This is a genomic window from Streptomyces sp. NPDC101490 (genome assembly GCF_044767145.1).
Lineage (GTDB): Bacteria > Actinomycetota > Actinomycetes > Streptomycetales > Streptomycetaceae > Streptomyces.
On the sequence record NZ_JBIWNI010000006.1, the window covers coordinates 162526 to 181916 of the forward strand.

Consider the following 19391-nt stretch of genomic DNA (forward strand, 5'->3'; position numbering starts at 1 on the left):
AACTCCGTGAAGCCATGGCCCGGCTGTTGGCCGGTGAGCCCTTGCACACCAACGGCGCCCTGACCAAGGAGAACCTCGCCCGCGAGGCCCAGGTCAGCCACGCGACCGTCCACCGGGCCGAGGAGATCCTGGCTGAGTGGGACGCCAAAGTCGCCCGGCCGGTCCTCCGCAGCCCCGGCGAAGTGCAGCGGGATGAGACGATCGCCGACCTCCGCCGGCATCTGCGGGAGGCTAAGGCCCAGGTCACCGAGGCCCAGGGCAAGCTCGACGCGCTGGCCGCGGTGACCGCGAACCTCTACCACGAGAACATCGCGCTGAAGAAGAAGCTCGGCAGCAGCCGGCGCCTGGCCTCGATCCCTGCTCCCGCCACGGACCACGGTCCCGTTCGAACGGACGGCTGAGCACATAGGTCCGTACGCGATGGTGCACGACGTTCGTCTGTACTTCCCCCCCCCTCGAGAAGGGGGGAAGTACAGCTATACGTGCTCAGGCCGCGGCTTCGAGCGAGTCCGGGGCTCCGGTGAGGGCCCGGAGTCGGGCGGAGAGGCCGGTGGGGCCGAGGTGGGCCAGGGCCCATAAGGAGGTGACGCGCCGGGCGGAGGTCCAGATCCCGGCGGCTGGAGGCAGGAACGGGGCGACGGCGATGCCGCGGGCGGTGAACGGGGCCGGGTTGAGATACGTCATCCCGCCGATCCCGCAAAGATACGTGCCGGCCCCGGCGGCTGCGGTGAGGTCGGCGAGCCGCTCGGATCGCTCGGTCCGGGCGGACAGCCCGCCGGCGGTCAGGACGCGGCCTGACCAGCCGAGGAGGTCCAGCAGGATGTGGGTGGAGGTCTCGGCGACGGCGGCGGTCCGGCCGGTGTCGAACGCGGCCCAGACGGGTTCCAGAGCAGTCTGCATGGAGGGCCAGTGGGGGCTGGTCCGGTATTCCTGCCGGATCATCGCCTCGGTCCGTCGCCGGGCTGCGGCGGGGTCGGCGATCAGGGCGTCCCGGATGGCGGTCTGACGGCCCTGAGGCAGGTGGGTGGGGATGGACAGCCACCGGGTTCGGTCCGGGTCCGTCAGGGCCGCGAGGCGGGTGCGGTGCTGGTAGTCGCGGCGGGTGAACTGGACGTCGTCGAGGACGATCCAGGTGTCCGCCGCGAACAGTTTGGCCAGGGTGGTCAGCCTCGGGAACAGGTTGGGCTGGTGGATCGCGCACAGCCCGCCGGAGGTGGGCTGGTCAGGAGATGAGGCGGCTGGTGAAGCCGTCGCGGATGAGGGACTCGTATGCGGCATGCACGTTCTCCGGGACGTCCTGGGCGATGGCGAAGCCCTGCTTCGGATACTCGATCACTCGCTGGAGGTCGCCGACGAGCATGTCCACCACGAGTTTCTCGTCGCCGATGCTCTTGAAGTAGTCGTCCAGCTCAAGGGGTTCCGACGCGCACACGATCTCGACGTCGGGCCACAGCTTCCGGGCGGTGGCGAAGGACCGCCTCTCCATATAGGGCTTGGAGACCAGCATCACCCTCGCCGGGGCGATGCCGACGGATGCCAGCAGGTCGCGGGTGAGGGTGACGTTCTGGCCGGTGTTCGCGGCGTTCGGCTCGACGAGGATCGCGGAGTCGGGGACGCCGAGTTCGAGAGCGTGCTCACGGAAGTGGACGGCCTCGCCGCGCGGGAAGCGGGCCTTCGTTGTGGGGCTGTTGCCACCGCTGAACACCAGCTGCGGGAACAGGCCGCGGTGATAGAGGTCGGCCGCAGCCGCGGCGACGCCGAGGTCGTGGCTGCCCAGGCCGATAGCCACGTCGGCGGGCCGCAGTGGCTGGCCCATGAGGTGGTAGTCCCAGATCAGCTTGGTCCGGCGCCACTGGTCTTCGGTGATGGTCTGCTGGTTGTCGCCCACGCCTGTTCTCTCCCTGGTCACCGGCTGGCGGGGCCGGACGGCCCCGTGCTCATGGCCTTGATGTTCTCGATGCTGGCCAGCTGGTGGGACAGCCCGAAGCGGGCGGCCATGGTCGCGGCCTTGTCGAGGACGTGAAGGCCATCATCGCGGGTCGCGGGGTCGCTCAGCAGGATGTGTCCGTGGGCGGTGTCCAGACGGACCCGCTGCATGGGGGCGTCAGTGGTGGCGGTGCCGCGGGCGACAGAGATGAAGTGCAGGGCGGAGGAGAGGTCGCCGGCCCCTCGGTGGGCCAGGGCGATCTTCTGATGGGCCACCGACCAGTCCTCCGGTTCGGCGAGGTCCTCGAAGTCGCGGGTCGCGGCCAGCATCACGCGGGTCGCATAGTCGTGCTGACCGTCCTTGCTCAGCGCGGTCCCCACCCACAGCCGCGATCGGGCCCGGTCGCGGCGGGAGAGACGGTCGTCGACGGCGAGGTGCTCGTACTGGCGGGCGGCCATCTCCAGATTCCCGGACATCTCAGCGACCACGGCCAGGGACAGGTCAAGCTGGGCGATCCGGCGAGGGATGTCGAGCTGCGTGAACAGCGACTTGGCGGTGACATAGGAGCGCTGGGCGGACAGTGGTCCGACCACACTGCCCTGGTCGCGCTGGAGGTCGCCGAGGAGGGCGGTCGAGCGGGCGAAGAGATACAGGCCCCGGTCATCGAGCCGCAGCGGAGTGAAGCGGCTGGTCCACCGGCTGATGAGGCTCTCGGCGAAGGTGAAGTCCTGCCGGGACAGGGCGACCACTGCCCGGTCGAGGTCGTCGGTCCACGACTCGTACTCCCAGGCCAGCGGACCGGCGGGCGTCACCCGTCGGCCAGCGGTCTCCGTCCCGGGCCATCCGGCCTCGGACAGGAACGTCTCGAACCGCAGATGGGCGGCGGCGTCCGCGCGGGCCAGGGCCGTGTCGAGGATCGCCTGGGTGTCCGGGCGGGGCTCGGTTAACGCCTGGAGTTTCTCCCACTTGGAGACGGTCCGCACGCCGACACCGAGGTGTTCTGCGAACGCGCGGACGCTCAGCCGCAGCGCGAGCCGGAGTGCCTTGGCCTCCAGCCCGGTCCAGTGGTGCACGGTCGCCACACGTTGCTCCCTTCCCGCCGTCATCGAAGCACGTCGGGCCCAGGTGGGGAGACGCAAGTGCCACGGAAGTGCAACAGGCGGTCATTCCCGGGAGGTTGGGGCGGGGTCAGGCTGACCGGTGACACCAGTTATCGGACCTTTGGATGGTTGCGAACGATGGAGCCCCTCACCGAGCATCGCGGCGTCAGCGGCCCGGTCGTCTACGGCTTCCTGAGGCTGGTGCGGGTCTCCCGGGCCCGTCAGGACGCTTTGCGCGACGCTCTGGTCGAGTACTGCCGCCGGCACGAACTCGCCCTGCACGGGGTCTTCACCGAACGGACGGCCGGCACCGAGCGGTCGGCCGCGTTCACCGGCCTGCTGGACGTCCTGGAACTGCACGACACCTACGGCGTCGTCCTGCCCGCCCTCTCGCACCTCGGGCCGAAGGCGATAGCCGTCCCCCGCCAAGCCCGGATCACCGCTGCCGGCGCCCGGCTGCTGCTGGTCCGGGGCCCCCACAAGGCCACCTCCGGCTCTGCCGGGGCAAGACCCGAACGAGCCGTCCGCCGCAGTCCCGCCCCCGCCTTGGACCACGACATGTGAGGCCCCCATGCCTGAAGCGACACAGAGGTTCTTCGACCACTATCCCGAATCGGTCAAAGCGGCACGTGACTTCACCACCCGCACGTTGAGGGCCTGGGGCCTGGAGAACACCGGCGACATCCGCCTGGTCGTCTCGGAACTCGCCACCAATGCGCTCGCCCACGGCAGCGATGCCGACCACGGCTTCCTCGTCCGCCTGGAGCCCGACGACGGCGGAATCCGACTGGAAGTCCACGACAGCCGCGACCCGCATCAGCCCCTGACCGAGCCCGCCTTCCCGGACCCGGCGGCGGACGAGACCGGCCGGGGCCTGGTGATCGTCACCGCCCTCGCCGCCCGCTGGGGCATCGATCCCCGCCGACCGTACGGAAAGATCGTCTGGTCCCACTTCCCTACCGCCCCGTCGGCCACAACCTTCCGGGCCGTTGAAGAGGTCCGGACGTGCTGACCCGCACCGCCCCCGCGAACGGCCCGGAAACCGGGCTGCTGGCCTCGCTGGGTGCCTGGACCTGGCCCGGCAGCGCCGCCGACGGGCAGCAGGTCGCTCACCTCCTGCTGGCCCACCGCCTCGGCCGCACCGGCCACGACACCCCCGCCGCGATCGAGGCCCGCATGCGACACCTTGGCGAGACCTTGGGCGGTCTTGCCCGGGCCGAGGACCCGGCCCCCGAGACCCTCGGAAGCCTGGTGACGACCGGCTCACACGTCTTGCTGAGGTTCCCCGGCGCCCGCTGGGGCCTGAAGCTGCCCGCCCACCCGCAGTGGACCCGACTCGTCCACGACAACGGCAGGGCCGCCCTGGTCCTCGGGCTCGACCCGCTCGCCCAGTGGGCCGACGCACCCCGCGTCGACGCCTACCTCGACGCCGCTCTCGCCCGCGGCCGACTGCTGTTCGGCTTCGCCCGCCGCACTTCCCGCACCGCCTGAACCACCCAGCCCCATGCACCGCCCGACTCATCACCGGAGAGGGACATCGCCATGGAAATCTTCGAGCGCGCCCGGCTGGACGCCTACTTCACCAAGATCGCCACCACCTTCGCCCCCGACGAGAAGACCGCCGCCTTCCTGATCACGCACCTGCTGCCCGAGCGGCCCTCCTTCGTCCGTGCCGTCGCGACCATGACCGCTCTGAAGGCGGTGCTGCCCAAGCCGAAGTCCATCGACGCCGCCGCCCGGCGCGAGGTCGAGCACACCGCCGCCGTCGACACCCTCACCCGCGAACTGTTCACCGACCCCGACACCGCCCTGGACTACATCGAGTCCCGGGCCGCCGGGGAGGCGACCTGCCTGCTGGACGTCGGCGGCTACTTCGCACCCACCCTCGAGACGGTCCACAGCCGCTTCACCGGCCGGCTCGCCGGGGTCATCGAGGACACCGAGAACGGGCACCGGCGCTACGAGGACCTCGACAAACTGCCCTGCCCCGTCATCTCGGTCGCCCGGTCCCCGCTGAAGGACCCCGAGGACTTCCTCGTCGGCCAGTCCGTCGTCTTCTCCACCGAGGCCGTCATGCGCGGTCGCGGCGACATCCTCCACGGCCGGCCCGCCCTGGTGATCGGCTTCGGCAAGCTCGGCTCCTCCATCGCCCGCCTCCTGCACGCCAAGGGCGTCCAGGTCACCGTCTTCGACATCGACCCCGTCCGCCGCACCCAGGCCCTCTCCCAGGGCTTCGTCGTCGCCCGTGACCGCGAGGCCGCCCTGGCCGTCGCCGGCCTGGTCCTCTGCGCGACCGGAGCGGTCTCCCTGCGGGGAGAGGACTTCGCCCACCTCCGCAACGGCACCTACATCGCCACCGTCACCAGCAGCGAGGACGAACTCGACCTCGCTGGCCTGCCCGACGTCTACACCCGCACGCAGGTCGGCGACCACGTCACCCGCTACCAGACCACCGGCCACTACTTCTATCTGGCGAACGGCGGCAACGCCGTCAACTTCATCCACGGCGCCAGCGTTGGGCCGTTCATCTTCCTGGTCCAGGCCGAGATTCTCGCCGCGATCAGGATGCTCACCCGCGAAGACCTCGCCCCCGGCATCTACGAGGTCCCCGCGGCCGACCGTGCCGCGATCGCGGCGACCTGGCTCAACTACTTCAATAGGTGATCACCATGGCCATCACGGCAGACCACATCCGCACCACCCTCGCCGACTACCTCGACCAGCACCCCGAAGCGAAGACCGAGCTCGGCGTCGTCCTCGGCCTCCTGGACGACGGCGACGACCTCACCAGCCGCAAGACACTGCCTGGCCACGTCACCGCCGGCGCGATTCTCATCGGCCCCGACGGCCGCATCCTGCACATCCTCCACAACGCCACCGGCAAGTGGCTGCTGCCCGGCGGCCACCTCGAAGCTTCCGACGACACCCTCCTCCAGGCCGCTGGCCGTGAGCTCACTGAGGAGACCGGCATTCCGCCGCACGTGGTCAACCCGCACAGCCAGACCCCCCTCCACATCGACGTCCACCCCATCGGCGCGAACCCCGCCAAGGACGAGCCTGCCCACCAGCACTTCGACTTCCGCTTCCTCTTCCGCACCACCGCCGACATCGGCGACCTTCAGACCGACGAAGTGTCCGATGCCGTGTGGCGTGACGTAGACGCTCTCAGCGATAGCAGCCTTCGCGATCGGATTGCTCAGGCAATCCACTAGTCACTTTCGGCCAGCCGCCCTCGCGCTCTAGTTCTCAGAGCTGCGGGGGCGGCTGGCCTTGGGGTGTCGATGACTGCTGTTGGCACCGTTTGCCGTAACCGCCCCGGAGTGTCAGTGGCTGGCGCTAGCCTTCGAGCCGTCAGTTATGGCCTGCAGAGGGGAAGTAGAGCTCTCGTGGTCGATCTTGATCCTCGCCGGTTCTTCAGCTCGTCACAAAGGCAGCGACTCTACGAGAACGCTGAGGGCCGCTGTCAGCGCTGCCTTCAGCTGTTGGACGAGGGGTGGCATGCGGACCATCGCATCCCATGGGCCGACGGCGGACGGACAGAGGTAGAGAACGGGCAAGCCCTCTGTAATCCATGCAATTTGATCAAAGGACGTGATATGCACTTCCGTGACACCTTCGTCCCCCGCCCGTTCCAGGCCAATCTGATCGACCGCGTTCTGGAGCGGATCTCCGCCGGCGAGGACCGCACGGTGGTGCTTGCGTCTCCTGGATCAGGTAAAACCCTCGCGTACCAGTCGTTGGCCACTCGGCTGATCAGGGAGGGGATGATCGACCACATCGCGGTCTTCGCCCCTCGAACGGCGCTTGCAGAGCAGTGCGAGATCGGCTGGATGACAACCGATGCCGGTGGCAACGTCACTGGCGGCCTGTGCGACCTGTTTGACGCCACCAAGAGGCTCGGAAAGATCCGGCATCGCGTCAACGAGGTGCCGCTCATCCCCGGCGGCGAGCGCAACAGCGGCTTCGTCGCTACTTACAGTGCGCTAGTCACGAACGAAGAGATGTTCACCCGGTGGGCCGCCCGCCATCGCGGACGGTTCCTCCTGATCGCCGACGAGGCCCAGTTCTGCGGTGACGACACCGATGGCGGCGGTACCCGAGCAGGCGAGTTGATCAAGAAGCTGCACGAGTACGCCCTGCACACATTGCTGCTGACCGGCACGCCGTACCGCGCGGACAACCAGAAGCTGATTCTTGCCGACTACGAGCCCCATCGGGACTCCGGGAAGGAGCGACTAGTCCGCCATGCTGAAGCCACCTACGTCGACGGCATCGCTGAGGGCTACCTTCGTACCTTCGAGATGAAGCTCACCGACGCTCGTATCTCCAAGCGCACCATGAGTGATCCGGAGACCGGTCGTGGCGACAGTCTCCTGGAGTTCAACCTCTCCGACGACGGCAGTGAGCTGAGGGCGGCGCTGAAGGACGAGCGGACCTGGAAGCCGCTGGTGGACCTGGTGGTCAAGTCCATCCGGGACAAGCAGAAGTTCAATCGGGCCTACCGCGGCTTGATCTCCTGCATGCAGCAAGCTGAGGCGAAGAAGGTCGTTAAGTACCTCCAGGAGACCTACCCCGACCTGAGGGTCGGGCTGGCGGTCTCGGCCGACGGCGGAGCTGCGGGCCAGGCCCTAACCGACTTCAAGTTCAAGCCGATGGACCTGCTGGTGACGGTCCGCATGGCGTTCATCGGCTACGACTGCCCGGAGATCACGGTGGTTGGCGTGCTGACGAACTACCGCGACGAGGGGCACCTGCAGCAGCTGGTCGGCCGCGGACTGCGAGTATGGAAGGAGGGCCCGCGTCCCCGCCAACAGTCCTGCATCATCGTCGCGCCTGACGACCCCAAGATGCAGAACTTCCTCAATGTTCTGCGCGACGAGGAGATGCAGGGTCTTCGAATCATCCAGGAGCGCGACGACGACACGCGCGAACCGGGAGAGTTTGTTCAGGAAGCCTTCTCCTATGTGGAGGCCTCCGTGGCAACCACGACTCGGGCAGCCAGCAACGACACCGATGTCGAAGCGGACGAGTTCCTCCTGATCGAGGGTTACAAGGTGATGGCGGACTCCGGCGAGGACGCCACCAAGCTGAAGAAGATCCTCGAGTTCGCTGGGGTCAGCGTCCAGAGTGAGACGATTCCGCCACCGCGGTCGGAGGCTTCAGCCGCTACAGCTGCTGCAGCTCCGAGGACGGATCGGGCCCAGATCGAGATCCTCAAGTCGAAGGCTGCTGACGCGGTCAAGAGCGAACTCGCACGGCGCGGCGTGACACCGGACAAGCCCGGATACGCCGATGCCATGACCAGGGCGAACTTCGCGTTGAAGCAGGCTTGCGGGTTCAGCGCGGACGAGGCGAATACGCTTCAGAGGGCGGAGAAGCGGCTCCAGGTGGCTCTCAACATCAGTAAGCACCTGGCTTAGGAGACCTAGATGACCGTGCGAGTCGAGTCCAACAGCTATCTCACAGAGGACCAGCAGCGGGTCTACCAGCTCCGCACCAGCCTTGAGCGAAACGGCGGCACCCCCGGGGGGTTCCTCGACTTGCTCGCGGCGGTCGTCGAGGAGGGGACTTGGCGGCAGGTTCCCTCTGACGTCAATGTCGACCAGTCCTTCGCCTCATTCAAGGAGTTCATCGAGGCCAAGCCCCCCTTCGGCCTCGGGCACAAGGCCGAGTACGTGCTGAAGGTTCTCCAGGTTCCTCACCCTAATGAGGGCGTTCCTGAGATTCGCCGGCGCATGGACAAGATGCGGGGCGCGGTCCGCACGATGCTCGCTGAGGACGGGGTCACCGGGTACAGCGAGGACCAGCGAGACCGGGACATCAAGGCATGGGCAGCGCTGGACCGTTCAGGAGGCTGGTGGCTTGCGTTCTTCGTGGCCTGCCAGGTGTCCAAGGGCGCCGACGGCAAGCAGGCGGCTTCCAGCCGTCCTGCAAAGATTTCCGCTGCCGAGTTTGCGCGCCGGTCAGGCACCTCGTCCGAGCGTGTCCTTCGCTATCTGCATGCCTGGGAATCAGCAAAGGAGGCTGGCGTAGTCCAGTTCGGAGGTGCCGATCTATTCCCCGGACACGAACCCGTCGCTCTTCCTGACGAGGAAATCTGGGGCCAGTTTTACAGCTCCCGGAGAAACTCTACCTCGGAGCGAAGCGCCTTGGTCGCAGCGGCAGCCGAGGTCGCCGGCATCCGACCCACCAAAGCGCTGGAGGTCAAGGAGAACCCCACTGCGCTGAAGGTTGCGATCATCGCAGACCAGCGAACCGCTGAGGCGGCCAAGCAGGCACTCGAAGTGCGAGCAGCCGAAGTTCGTAAGGCCGAGCGCGTCGAGTACATTCGGCGGGTTGCTGACCAAGGCAAGGCCAAGACACCGGCCGGCCTGCCAGTCGACCTACCTGCCCAAGCCAAGGAGAAGGCCGCATCGTACGTAGCTGTCGTCCAAGACGAGAAGGCCACGCCAGAAGCGGTGGCCGAAGCCTACGAAGCGGTTCAGGCACTCATCGTCGAGACGGTCACCTCTGACCCAGAGATCTCGATCCGGGAACAGCGGACGCGCTTCACCAAGACGATCAGCTCCACGATGAAGTCCATCGAATCCATTGATCCCGACGACCTCATCGCGGTCGCTGACGACGATCTCCGGGCTATCGTTGCCGCCGCACAGAAGCGGATCAACGAGCTGGCTGATCGAATCTCGCGCCCGTGAAAGATCCCGGCACTAGCTAGACCTCGGAGGCTGCGGGTCCCGCGTGCATCATGCGGGACCCGCACGTATTCCACGACTGTAGCTGCTTAGCTATTAAGTAGCCTGGTTCCTCGTCGTGTCGGTTTTTAGCTCCAGTACAGGTGCGGGATATCACGCTCATCATGAGTGAGAGTGCGTGGGCCAGCTTCTCTTGTGGCTGAACTCCCGAAGAAAGGAAGATGGGCCTTCCATAGGTCGGGATAGAAATTCCGGAAGATGAAGTCGGTGAACCGTCCGATGTGCATCGGCGCAGCGCAGGCGATTCGACAGTTCGCAGAATTGATAGTCAAGTGTGCTGCCGGATGCCCTGGAGCCGCAGCCACCGGGTCAAAATCGAATCGGATCGCGGAGTGCAGAACCATGTTCGTTGGCTCGGTCTCGATGTGGAGATCGATTATGTCGATGATCGGATCTTGGCGCACGAGTTCGCTGTCCATCCGATAGGGGCAAGGAATGTATGCGAGTCGGTGCCCGGCGATTTCTCCCCCTTCGACCTCATAGGTGATCTGCAGCAACGCGCCATCGAACAGGAGAGCCGAATAGGCGCCGGCTTGAGCCCATCGCCGGTAGTCCTGAAGAGTTGGATCCCCTCGATTGACCAGGAAAGGGATGCCAGGGTCTGTCGCATGCCAGGAGACGCGCGTTCCGCTGACAGATACTGTGTTTACGTAAGCGGCTATTTCCGCGATGAGAAGGTAGTCGAGGAGGTTTCGGACTTCCTCGGCGACTGTTCTAGTTGTCGTCACGCGGCATGTCTTCCTTGAGCTTCATCACCAGCCGTGTCCGCATTGCTGGAGGAATGTCATAGAGATCGATCTGATCGGTCTCATAAGCTTCAAGGAAGGTCTGAAGCCCGTCCGTGGCCTTCTGTACCACAGCGCGATCGTCGTCAGAGCGGTCGCGGTGAAGGTGGCGAAGTTGGGCCAGCTCCTCGCGCGAGGGGATGGTGAAACCGAGACGGAAGTTCTTCTCCCGCACCTTGTCGATCTCGCGGGAGATCGCGTCCATCCGGTCGCCCCAGCCCACGACGCGGACCCACGCTCTACTGCGGGTGATGGCGGTGAAGAGGGTGTTGCGACGGGTGACTGCCTGATGATCACTGTTTGCGTACTGAGCATCGACGACATAGACCATAGGAGCTTCGTTGCCCTTGGCCCGGTAAATATGGGCCAAGGCGACGGAGTCCCGTTTGAACACCTCGTCGACACTTGTGCCGACTCCTACCAAATGCGAGGGGATCCCGTGTTGCAGGAGTGTCTGCATTAGCCGCGGGGCCCGGGACTTGGCGCGGTAGGCATCGGGCAAGACGATCAGGATGTCGTCGTGCTCAAGTTCGTCATCGGTCAAGTTCTTTTTGATCTGCTGAGCTACCCAGATGTCCTGGGCGGTCTGATCGTCGAAACGCTTCATTATGACCGCGTCGTCCGAGGTGAGCAGGTCACGGAAGTAGGCCGGGGAGCTCGACTCTGCCCGCTCCAACGTGACCGCTGAGCCGAGAGTAAGACTGCCGTGGACCGTGTTGTAGCCGATGTCCCCCCACAGCTCGGGGGCGTCAAAGTGCTGCAGCAGACCATCTTCGCGGTAAACACCGATTCCCAAGGCATGAGCTGTGGCCAGTGCCCAGGGAGTGTTGCGGTAGCAGACCGGCAGCACAATGTCGCGCCGCGGCTGCTTGTCCTGCTGGGCGAGACTGACGAGGCTTTCCCCCGAAGGACCTGTTCCGAACAGCTCATCTGTCCCGGGCATAGCCGACTCAGACAGCTTCTGGAGCTCGTCGTAGCCCCAGACGATTCGCTTGGGATCCCTCGTCAATAGATAGACGAGCTGAAAGAACTCCGGCGGAAGATCCTGGGCCTCGTCGATGAGGACCGCATCGAAGACCGGCTCGGGCGAGCCGGCACGCACCACCGCGAGGAGTTCCTGGCACACCCCCTGGAAGGCGTTGTCCATGCCATAGGTGGCGCGCGCGTAGCTCCAGTCCCGAGGCGTGACCCCCACAGCCCGGGCCATCTCGCTATACATGCCCGCCTTGGAGTTCGACCCCCAGGAGTGCATGATCTGCAGAAACTGCTCGTCGTAGCGGTCGTTGCTGTACTCGAACGTAAAGCGTTCCACCAGATCCTGGATCTGCTGATACAGGGCTCGGGAGTGGAAGGTCACTGCAATGCGCCACTCGGGGTGCTGGGTATGCAGGTAGGCAGCCTTAAGGGCCAGAACCACCGTCTTGCCCGATCCGGCCAGACCACGGATCCGCTGCGGCCCCTCAGGCGTCTCGATTGCGGCAGCCTTCTGCCACTGGTCTAGGTTCGCAATGCCCCGTTCGATCACCTTCAAGGTGGCGCCGCGGGAGGATGCATCTTGGACCGATGAGCGCTTTTTGACCGGCTTGATCGTCGTTACTCGCTGCAGTGCCGCTTGCAGTGCCCGCTCGGTACCCTCGTCGATTCCGTCGAGACCCGCCACTTCCGTGGCGACGTCTAGTAGGTCGCAATAAATGCCCTCGACGTCGGAGGGCTGATCGCCTACCGGGCCCGGGAAGACGGTGACCGTGGAGATCTCCAGGGCCAGCTGCCGACGCCGACGCAGCCCGCTGTGCTTGCCGAGCGTGCTCTCCAGGACGTTGTACAGACGATCCTGGGCCGAGGAGACGGCCTCCCATTCGTCCGCATCGCGTGGAATGGTGTCTTCGAGGAGGAAAGCTACGAGTCCGTGGCTCCTACTGACCAGTAGAGCATCCACCTCAACACGGTCTTCAGCCGTGGCCAGCACCGGGTATCCGAGATACACCGTGCCATCGGAGACCACGTCACGCAGCTTTTCCGCCAGCTGCGATGCGGTGCTCCGGTCTCGGCTCTCGCCGTATACAACCTCCAGCGGCACTACGGCGCTCTCTTCCCTCTTGATGCGGCCAGGCGTAGCCGTGGCACACATGCGTACCGGTCATCGCTCATCCTAGGGATCCAGGTCTGCCTCCATTGCAGAGTCGACGCGGCGATCTCCAGAAGCTGGAGGTTTTCGTGTAGCGATGCCCGGCGCAATGAGCGCCCTGACCTGGCCGGCTCCGAGCCTGTTCGATGTGGCGGGCGCGAGGTGCTTGCACGGCGACCGCTCGACTCACTTGCATAACGAACTCATAACGTTCGGGGGGTGGTGGTGAGACAGATGCTGGGTCTCAACTCCCGAGTCGGATCGCTTCCTGGGGCCTGTATTGGTGAGACAGGAGACGTCATGAGACAGGCGAACTGTTCCTAAGAGCATACTCGTCACCCTGCGGGACCTGGTCCGGCAGGCCCTGCGGATGCGGCCCGACCGGCTGGTCGTCGGCGAGGTCAGGGGCGCCGAGGCGGTGGACCTCCTCGCCGCCCTGAACACGGGACACGAAGGCGGCTCGGGCACGGTCCACGCCAATACGGCGGCGGACGTGCCGGCGCGGCTCGAAGCCCTGGGGACGGCCGCCGGGCTCGACCGGGCGGCCCTCCACAGCCAGTTGGGCGCGGGTCTGTCGGTCGTGCTGCACGTGGCGCGGGACCGGGGCGGACGGCGACGGATCGCCGAGGCACACGTCCTGGAGCGGGACCGCGAGGGCCTCGTCCACACGGTTCCCGCGCTGCGATGGGGCCCCTCCGGTTTCGAACGCGAGCGGGGCTGGGAGCGGCTGCGGTCGCTCATCGGAGGGGGAGCGTGATGACGACGGACCCGGAGTCGGTACGGGCACTGGCCCAAGCGGTGGCGGACCCGGACCCGGTACGGGCGCTGGCCTGGACGGCGGCGGACCCCGACGCGGTACGGGTACTGGTCCAGGTGGCGGCGGCGCTCTGCGCCGGATCGGCGCTGTGGTGGACGGCCGAGCGGCGGCGCGGTGCGCGCCGGGCGCGAGCGGTCCTCGTGGACGGCACCCTGACCGGGCTGGACGAGCTCGGCGGACCGGTCGGACCCGGCGGACCTGGCGGACCCGGCGGACCCGGCGGGTCTGACGGGAGTGGTGGGTGGTGCACCGGCGGCCGGGGTGAGGGGTGGTCGCCGTTCCGTCCGGAAGGCGGGTGGCGGGCCTGGGGCGTTCGCCGGTGGGCCGTGGCGCGCGAGCGGCGGGCGTGGCTCTGCCTGCCGGTCGCGGGGGTCCTCGCTCTCCTCGGAGCCTCGCCGTTGCCCCTGGTCGCGGGCGCTCTCGCGGTGCCGCTCGTCGGGCGGTGGCTGCGGTCCGCCGCGCACCGGAAGGAACGCGAGGCGCGGGCCGGGCGGGTGGTCGCCCTGTGCGGGGCCCTCGTCGGGGAGCTGAGAGCCGGATGGCAGCCCGCGCAGGCCCTGTTCTTCGCGGCCGGGGAGACGGGCGCGCTGGGCGGCGAGGAGGCGGCGGTACTGGCGGCCGCCAGGTTCGGCGGGGACGTACCCGAGGCGTTGCGCGCGGCGGCGGTCCGGGACGGTGCCGGGGGACTCGCGGGACTCGCCGCCTGCTGGCAGGTGGCCGTGGACGGCGGCGCGGGCCTGGCCGCCGGTCTCGAACGGCTCGAAGCGGCGCTGCGGGACCACCACGAACAACGGGAGCGGCTGCGCGCCGAACTGGCCGGGGCCTGGGCGACGGTGGTGGTCCTCGCGCTGCTCCCGGTGGCGGGGATCGGTCTCGGGACGGCGCTCGGCGCGGGCCCCTTGCGGGTGCTGCTGCACACCCCGGTGGGCCTCGGCTGCCTGGCCGTCGGCGGTGCCCTGGAGGCGGCGGGGCTGTGGTGGGCCGCGCGGATCGTCCGGGGAGGCGAGCGGACATGAGCGACGCCGTACGGCTGGGGGCGCTGCTCGCGGTGCTGCTGGCGGGTTGTGCGCAGGGGGCCCGGCAGTGGCTGGGCGGGCGGCGGGGGCGTGGGACGCGACGGCGGGCGGGCGCCCTGTTCCCGCCGGTGGCGCCCGCGCGGCCGAAGGAACGGTCGGGGCAGCCGGGATGGCTGCGGCACGGGGCCGTGTCCCTCGGGACGGCCGGTCTCGGCTGGGTGCTGTGCGGGGTGCCCGGCGCCCTGCTCGCCGGAGCGGTGACGGGGGCGGGCGCCCGGCGGTGGCTGGTCGCACGGGAGACCTCGGCGGCCGACGAGGAGGCCGCGGCGCGGGACCTGCCGCTCGCCGCCGACCTGCTGGCGGCCTGTGCGTCGGCCGGAGCGGGGCCGGGTGAGGCGGCGGAGGCGGTCGGCCGCTCATTGGGCGGTCCTTTGGGCGAGCGGCTGTGCCGTACGGCGGCGGAGTTGCGGCTCGGTGGCGAACCGGCGGAGGTGTGGGGGCGGTTCGGGTCGATACCGGGTGCCGAAGGGCTGGCCCGCTGCATGGAGAGGGCCGGTACTTCGGGGGCGCCCGCAGCGGAGGCGGTGGCCCGGCACGCGACGGCGCTGCGCGCGGCCCGGACCCGTGCGGCGGTGACCGGGGCGCGCAGGGCGCAGGTGCTGATCAGCGCCCCCGTGGGCCTCTGCTTCCTGCCCGCCTTCCTGGCGGTGGGGGTGGCGCCGGTGGTGATCGGCCTGGCGGCGGGCCTCATGACCGGATGAGCGGTCAAGGCGGGGCGAGTGACGCCACGGCGGCGCAGCCGCCACGGCGACGCGGCGGCCATGACGGCACGACGGCGACGGCAGCACGACAGGACGACAGGACGAGACATGACGGAACACGGACGATTCGAGGAGAACGACATGGCAGTCAGCGAGCGTGGGACCGTGGGCGAGGGCGGGACCGTGGGCACGGGCCGGGGGACGGCGACGGCGGTCCGCACGGGCCGAACGGAGGCCGTGGCTGCCCGGAAGGCGGGCCCGGCGGTGGTCGGGCCGAGGGCGACGGGTACGGCGGAGGTCGGTCCGGGTGGGGCGGATCCGGTGGGCGCGGTGCGTCGGGCGGGGCCCGGCGGCTGGTGGCGGGCGCGTCGGGAGGCCGTGCGCGGGGACGCGGGGATGACCACGTCCGAGTACGCGGTGGGGACGATCGCCGCGGCGGGGTTCGCCGCGGTGCTCTACAAGATCGTGACGAGCGGGACGGTCTCGGGGGCGCTGGAGTCGGTGATCGGGAAGGCTCTCGATGCGCCCTTCTGAGCGCCGTTCCGACCGGGGCTTCGTGACGGTGGAGGCGGCGCTGGTGCTCCCCGTCCTCGCGCTGTTCACGGTGACCCTGCTCTGGGCGCTGGCAGCGGCGGCCGCGCAGATCCGCTGTGTGGACGCGGCGAGGGCGGGCGCCCGGTCGGCGGCCCGATCCGAGCCGGTGGCGACGGCGGAGGCGGTCGCGAGGGCCGCCGCGCCCGAGGGTGCCCGGGTGGCGGTGACGCGGTCGGGGGAGCTGTGGCGGGTGACGGTGGAGGCGGCGGCCCCGGGCCCCGGCGGCATGGGACTCACCCTGCGGGCGGACGCCGCCGCGCTCGCCGAGCACGGAGGCACACCGTGACGGCCGGGTCCCGGCGCCGTGAAGGCGACGGCGACCGGGGTGCGGCGACGGTGTGGGCGGCGTTCGCGGCCTGTGCGCTGTGCGTGGTGTTCGGGGCGGTGCTCGCGCTCGGGCAGGCGGTGGCGGCCCGGCATCGAGCCGGTGGAGCGGCCGATCTGGCCGCGCTCGCCGCCGCCGACCGGGCGCCGTGGGGCGAGGCCGAGGCGTGTGCGGTCGCCGCCCGGGTGGCCACCGCACAGGGCGCCGAACTGGTCCGCTGCGGGCTGCGCGGCGAGATCGCCGAGGTCACAGTCCGGGTCGTCCTCGGCCCCTACCGCCCGGAACTTGCATCCCGCGCGGGTCCGCCGAGTCCGCCGAGTCCGTCGGGGATGCCAGGGTCAGCGGGCCCGCCGGGCCCGCCGGGGAAGCCGGATCCGGCGGATCCGGCGGATGCAGTGGGGACGTCTGGGACACCAGTGATATCGGGGATACCGGCGACATCGAGGAGTTCGGGGCCGTAGGGAGAGGAGCCGGGTCCGGGGAAGGCACCGGGATCTTCGGGTCCTGCCGGGGAGGAGCAGGGGTGGCCGGGCCTGGCTGAGGAGGAGTCCGGGGAGTCCGGAGCCGTCCGGGGAGGTGTCCGGGTCTCCGGGGCCTCCTGAGGGGGCTCCGGCTTCTCAGGGGTCGGCCGGAGGGGTTCCGGCTTCTCCGGGGCCGGTCGAAGGGGTTCCGGGGCTTCCCGGAGGAGTTCCGTGAGGAGGCGTACCGCGCCTCGCTTGTGGAGCGGGTCGTTGCCGTTGCCGCACTTGGGGGACTGGACGCAGGAGGGGCAGCCCGCCTCGCACTCGCAGGAGGCGATGGCCTCGCGGGTGGCAGCCAGCCAGGCGTGGGCCGTGTGGAAGGCGCGCTCGGCGAAGCCCGCGCCGCCCGGGTGCCCGTCGTAGACGAAGACGGTGGGCAGCAGGGTGTCCGGGTGGAGCGGTACGGAGACGCCGCCGATGTCCCAGCGGTCGCAGGTGGCGAAGAGCGGCAGCATCCCGATGGAGGCGTGTTCGGCGGCGTGCAGGGCGCCCCCGAGGATCTCCGGGGTGATCCGGGCGGCGTCGAGCTGGTCCTCGGTGACCGTCCACCACACGGCGCGGGTCCGCAGGGTGCGGGGCGGCAGATCGAGCTTGGTTTCACCGAGGACCTCGCCCGTGATCAGCCGGCGGCGCAGGAAGGACACGACCTGGTGGGTGACCTCGACGGAGCCGTAGCAGAGACGGCCGGTTCCCCAGGGGATCTCGGTCTCGGTGTCCAGGACGGTGAGGGAGGTGGTGTCGCGGGCAGTGGTCGAGTACGGCGGGACGGCCTCCTCGACGAGGGCCACGGAGTCCTCCAGGTCCAGCTTCCGCACCAGATAGGTGCGGCCCTGGTGGAGGTGGACGGCACCCTCGTGGACGGAGGTGTGGGAGGCGGCCTCGTCGACGGTGCCGAGGAGGCGGCCGGTGCCCTCCTCGACGATCCGGACGGGGCTGCCGCCGCCACCCCGGATGTCGGCCAGGTCGGCGGCCCGCTCGCGGCGGGTCCAGTACCAGCCGGTGGAGCGGCGGCGCAGCAGTCCCGCGCCCTCCAGCTGGGGCAGCAGCTCGGGGACGGCCGGGCCGAAGAGCGCCAGGTCCGGTTCGGTCAGCGGGAGCTCCGCGGCGGCGGCGCAGAGATGGGGGGCGAGGACATAGGGGTTGTCGGGGTCCAGGACGGTCGACTCGACGGGCTGGTCGAAGATCGCCTCTGGGTGGTGGACCAGGAAGGTGTCCAGCGGGTCGTCGCGGGCGACCATGACGGCGAGGGCGCCCTCGCCGGACCGGCCGGCGCGGCCCGCCTGCTGCCAGAGGGAGGCCCTGGTGCCGGGGTAGCCGGCGATCAGGACGGCGTCCAGGCCCGAGACGTCCACGCCCAGCTCCAGGGCGGTCGTGGCGGCCAGCCCGAGGAGCTCGCCGGAGTGCAGGGCCCGCTCCAGGGCGCGGCGCTCCTCGGGCAGGTAGCCGCCCCGGTAGGCGGCGACCCGGCGGGCGAGGGCGCGGTCGGTCTCGGTGAGCCGCTCCTGCGCGATCACCGAGATCAGCTCGGCGCTGCGCCGGGAGCGGACGAAGGCGACCGAGCGGACGCCCTGGCGGGTCAGGGCGGTCAGGAGGTCGGCGGTCTCGGCGGTGGCCGTGCGGCGCACGGGCGCGCCGTGCTCGCCGTGCAGCTCGGTGAGCGGCGGCTCCCACAGGGCGAAGACCAGTTCGCCGCGCGGTGAGGCGTCGTCGGAGACCTCGACGACCGGGAGGCCGGTGAGGCGGTGGGCGGCGACGGCGGGCTCGGCGGAGGTCGCGGAGGCGAGGAGGAAGACGGGCTCGGAGCCGTACCGGGCGCAGATCCGGCGCAGTCGCCGCAGGACCTGGGCGACGTGGGAGCCGAAGACGCCCCGGTAGGTGTGGCACTCGTCGATCACGACGTACCGCAGGGAGCGGAGGAAGGAGGACCACCTGGGATGCGACGGGAGGATGCCTCGGTGCAGCATGTCGGGATTGGTCAGGACGTAGTTCGCGTACTGGCGGACCCACTCGCGTTCCTCGACGGGTGTGTCCCCGTCGTAGACGGCGGGGCGGATCCGGGTGCCGAGCGGGGCGGCCAGCTCTCGCACGGCGCGCCGCTGGTCGGCGGCGAGGGCCTTGGTGGGGGAGAGGTACAGGGCGGTGGTCCCGCGGCCGTTGGGGGCCTCGGAGCCGTCCAGGAGGGTGCTCAGGACGGGGGCGAGGTAGGCGAGCGACTTGCCCGAGGCGGTTCCGGTGGCGATCACCACGGACGTGCCGTCGAGGGCGTGCTCGGCGGCCTCCGCCTGGTGGGCCCAGGGGTGCTCGATCCCGGCGCCCTCGACCGCGGCGATCACCTCCGGGCGGATCCGGTGCGGCCAGACGGCATGACGGCCCTCCCGGGCGGGCATGTGCTCCGTATGGGTGATGCGCGCGGCCCGGCTCTCGCCCGAGGAGAGCAGGTCCAGTACCTCGCCGGGGGAGGGGCGGCTGCCCGTGTCCCCGGCCGGACGACGGGGGCGGTGATTCTTGGCCATCGGCATCGAGTGTGTCACTGCCATGACGGACAATGCTTCCAAGGCGTCGTGCATGGCTGCTGGTAAGTGATTGAATGCCATCGCGGCTGGCGATCGGTTCCCCGACTCCGCTCCGGAGATCCGAGGGGACGATCGTTCCATAGCAAGGTGCT

General features: G+C 69.2%; 18 protein-coding genes and 2 pseudogenes. 14 read left to right on the forward strand and 6 right to left on the reverse strand.

Annotated elements, in window-relative coordinates; genetic code table 11:
* Positions 1 to 14 precede the first annotated feature (14 nt).
* Positions 15 to 401, forward strand: coding sequence for a hypothetical protein (locus tag ACIRQY_RS15600; RefSeq protein WP_403925649.1), 387 nt, complete (start codon positions 15 to 17; stop codon positions 399 to 401).
* A gap of 85 nt (positions 402 to 486) precedes the next feature.
* Here the strand turns inward: ACIRQY_RS15600 and ACIRQY_RS15605 are convergent, their stop codons facing one another.
* Genes ACIRQY_RS15605 through ACIRQY_RS15615 form a run of 3 tightly spaced genes read right to left on the reverse strand, consistent with a single transcriptional unit; the run spans position 487 to position 3009 of the window.
* A complete protein-coding gene (locus tag ACIRQY_RS15605; protein WP_403925652.1) occupies positions 487 to 1278 on the reverse strand; it encodes a WbqC family protein in 792 nt (263 codons plus the stop codon).
* Positions 1223 to 1888: a YdcF family protein gene (locus tag ACIRQY_RS15610; RefSeq protein ID WP_403925655.1), complete on the reverse strand. Its 666-nt coding sequence runs from the start codon at positions 1886 to 1888 to the stop codon at positions 1223 to 1225. The genes ACIRQY_RS15605 and ACIRQY_RS15610 overlap by 56 nt, the downstream gene beginning before the upstream one ends.
* 17 nt (positions 1889 to 1905) lie before the next feature.
* Positions 1906 to 3009 (reverse strand): helix-turn-helix domain-containing protein, encoded by a 1104-nt coding sequence (locus ACIRQY_RS15615; RefSeq protein WP_403925658.1) that lies wholly within the window; start codon positions 3007 to 3009, stop codon positions 1906 to 1908.
* 156 nt (positions 3010 to 3165) lie between these two features.
* Between ACIRQY_RS15615 and ACIRQY_RS15620 the strand changes: the two genes are divergently transcribed.
* From ACIRQY_RS15620 to ACIRQY_RS15650, 7 genes are all read left to right on the forward strand, one after another.
* Positions 3166 to 3591 carry a hypothetical protein gene (locus ACIRQY_RS15620; RefSeq protein WP_403925661.1) on the forward strand — a complete coding sequence of 142 codons (426 nt, stop codon included), beginning with the start codon at positions 3166 to 3168 and terminating at the stop codon, positions 3589 to 3591.
* A 7-nt stretch (positions 3592 to 3598) separates the two neighbouring features.
* A complete protein-coding gene (locus ACIRQY_RS15625; RefSeq protein WP_403925664.1) occupies positions 3599 to 4039 on the forward strand; it encodes an ATP-binding protein in 441 nt (146 codons plus the stop codon).
* A complete protein-coding gene (locus ACIRQY_RS15630; protein ID WP_403925667.1) occupies positions 4033 to 4518 on the forward strand; it encodes a DUF5949 family protein in 486 nt (161 codons plus the stop codon). Before ACIRQY_RS15625 ends, ACIRQY_RS15630 begins: the two co-directional genes overlap by 7 nt.
* 51 nt (positions 4519 to 4569) lie before the next feature.
* Entirely contained in the window at positions 4570 to 5691 is a 1122-nt protein-coding gene (locus tag ACIRQY_RS15635) for an adenosylhomocysteinase (protein WP_403925670.1), read from the forward strand.
* Between the two features lie 5 nt (positions 5692 to 5696).
* Entirely contained in the window at positions 5697 to 6239 is a 543-nt protein-coding gene (locus tag ACIRQY_RS15640) for an NUDIX hydrolase (RefSeq protein ID WP_403925673.1), read from the forward strand.
* 174 nt (positions 6240 to 6413) lie between these two features.
* Positions 6414 to 8447 carry a DEAD/DEAH box helicase gene (locus tag ACIRQY_RS15645; protein ID WP_403925676.1) on the forward strand — a complete coding sequence of 678 codons (2034 nt, stop codon included), beginning with the start codon at positions 6414 to 6416 and terminating at the stop codon, positions 8445 to 8447.
* A 9-nt stretch (positions 8448 to 8456) separates the two neighbouring features.
* On the forward strand, positions 8457 to 9725 hold the full coding sequence (locus ACIRQY_RS15650; RefSeq protein WP_403925679.1) for a hypothetical protein: 1269 nt from the start codon (positions 8457 to 8459) through the stop codon (positions 9723 to 9725).
* Positions 9726 to 9850: 125 nt separating this feature from the next.
* Here the strand turns inward: ACIRQY_RS15650 and ACIRQY_RS15655 are convergent, their stop codons facing one another.
* Positions 9851 to 10510, reverse strand: coding sequence for a DUF2290 domain-containing protein (locus ACIRQY_RS15655; RefSeq protein WP_403925683.1), 660 nt, complete (start codon positions 10508 to 10510; stop codon positions 9851 to 9853).
* Positions 10497 to 12644 (reverse strand): DEAD/DEAH box helicase, encoded by a 2148-nt coding sequence (locus ACIRQY_RS15660; RefSeq protein WP_403925686.1) that lies wholly within the window; start codon positions 12642 to 12644, stop codon positions 10497 to 10499. Before ACIRQY_RS15660 ends, ACIRQY_RS15655 begins: the two co-directional genes overlap by 14 nt.
* A 379-nt stretch (positions 12645 to 13023) precedes the next feature.
* On the opposite strand from ACIRQY_RS15660, the pseudogene ACIRQY_RS15665 reads away from it, so the two are divergent.
* The 6 genes and pseudogenes from ACIRQY_RS15665 to ACIRQY_RS15690 form a co-directional block, all read left to right on the forward strand.
* Positions 13024 to 13449, forward strand: a pseudogene (locus tag ACIRQY_RS15665) (ATPase, T2SS/T4P/T4SS family); the annotation flags it as partial.
* On the forward strand, positions 13449 to 14525 hold the full coding sequence (locus ACIRQY_RS15670; RefSeq protein ID WP_403925689.1) for a type II secretion system F family protein: 1077 nt from the start codon (positions 13449 to 13451) through the stop codon (positions 14523 to 14525). The pseudogene ACIRQY_RS15665 and the gene ACIRQY_RS15670, both read left to right, overlap by 1 nt.
* Positions 14522 to 15286, forward strand: coding sequence for a type II secretion system F family protein (locus ACIRQY_RS15675; RefSeq protein WP_403925692.1), 765 nt, complete (start codon positions 14522 to 14524; stop codon positions 15284 to 15286). The genes ACIRQY_RS15670 and ACIRQY_RS15675 overlap by 4 nt, the downstream gene beginning before the upstream one ends.
* Positions 15287 to 15616: 330 nt before the next feature.
* Complete coding sequence (locus tag ACIRQY_RS15680) at positions 15617 to 15820, forward strand: DUF4244 domain-containing protein (RefSeq protein ID WP_351786063.1); 204 nt, start codon at positions 15617 to 15619, stop codon at positions 15818 to 15820.
* A complete protein-coding gene (locus ACIRQY_RS15685) occupies positions 15807 to 16166 on the forward strand; it encodes a TadE family type IV pilus minor pilin (protein WP_403925695.1) in 360 nt (119 codons plus the stop codon). The genes ACIRQY_RS15680 and ACIRQY_RS15685 overlap by 14 nt, the downstream gene beginning before the upstream one ends.
* Before the next feature lie 50 nt (positions 16167 to 16216).
* Positions 16217 to 16450: pseudogene (locus ACIRQY_RS15690) on the forward strand (Rv3654c family TadE-like protein); the annotation flags it as partial.
* A 26-nt stretch (positions 16451 to 16476) separates the two neighbouring features.
* Here the strand turns inward: ACIRQY_RS15690 and ACIRQY_RS15695 are convergent.
* Positions 16477 to 19320: a DEAD/DEAH box helicase gene (locus tag ACIRQY_RS15695; protein ID WP_403925697.1), complete on the reverse strand. Its 2844-nt coding sequence runs from the start codon at positions 19318 to 19320 to the stop codon at positions 16477 to 16479.
* Positions 19321 to 19391 lie beyond the last annotated feature (71 nt).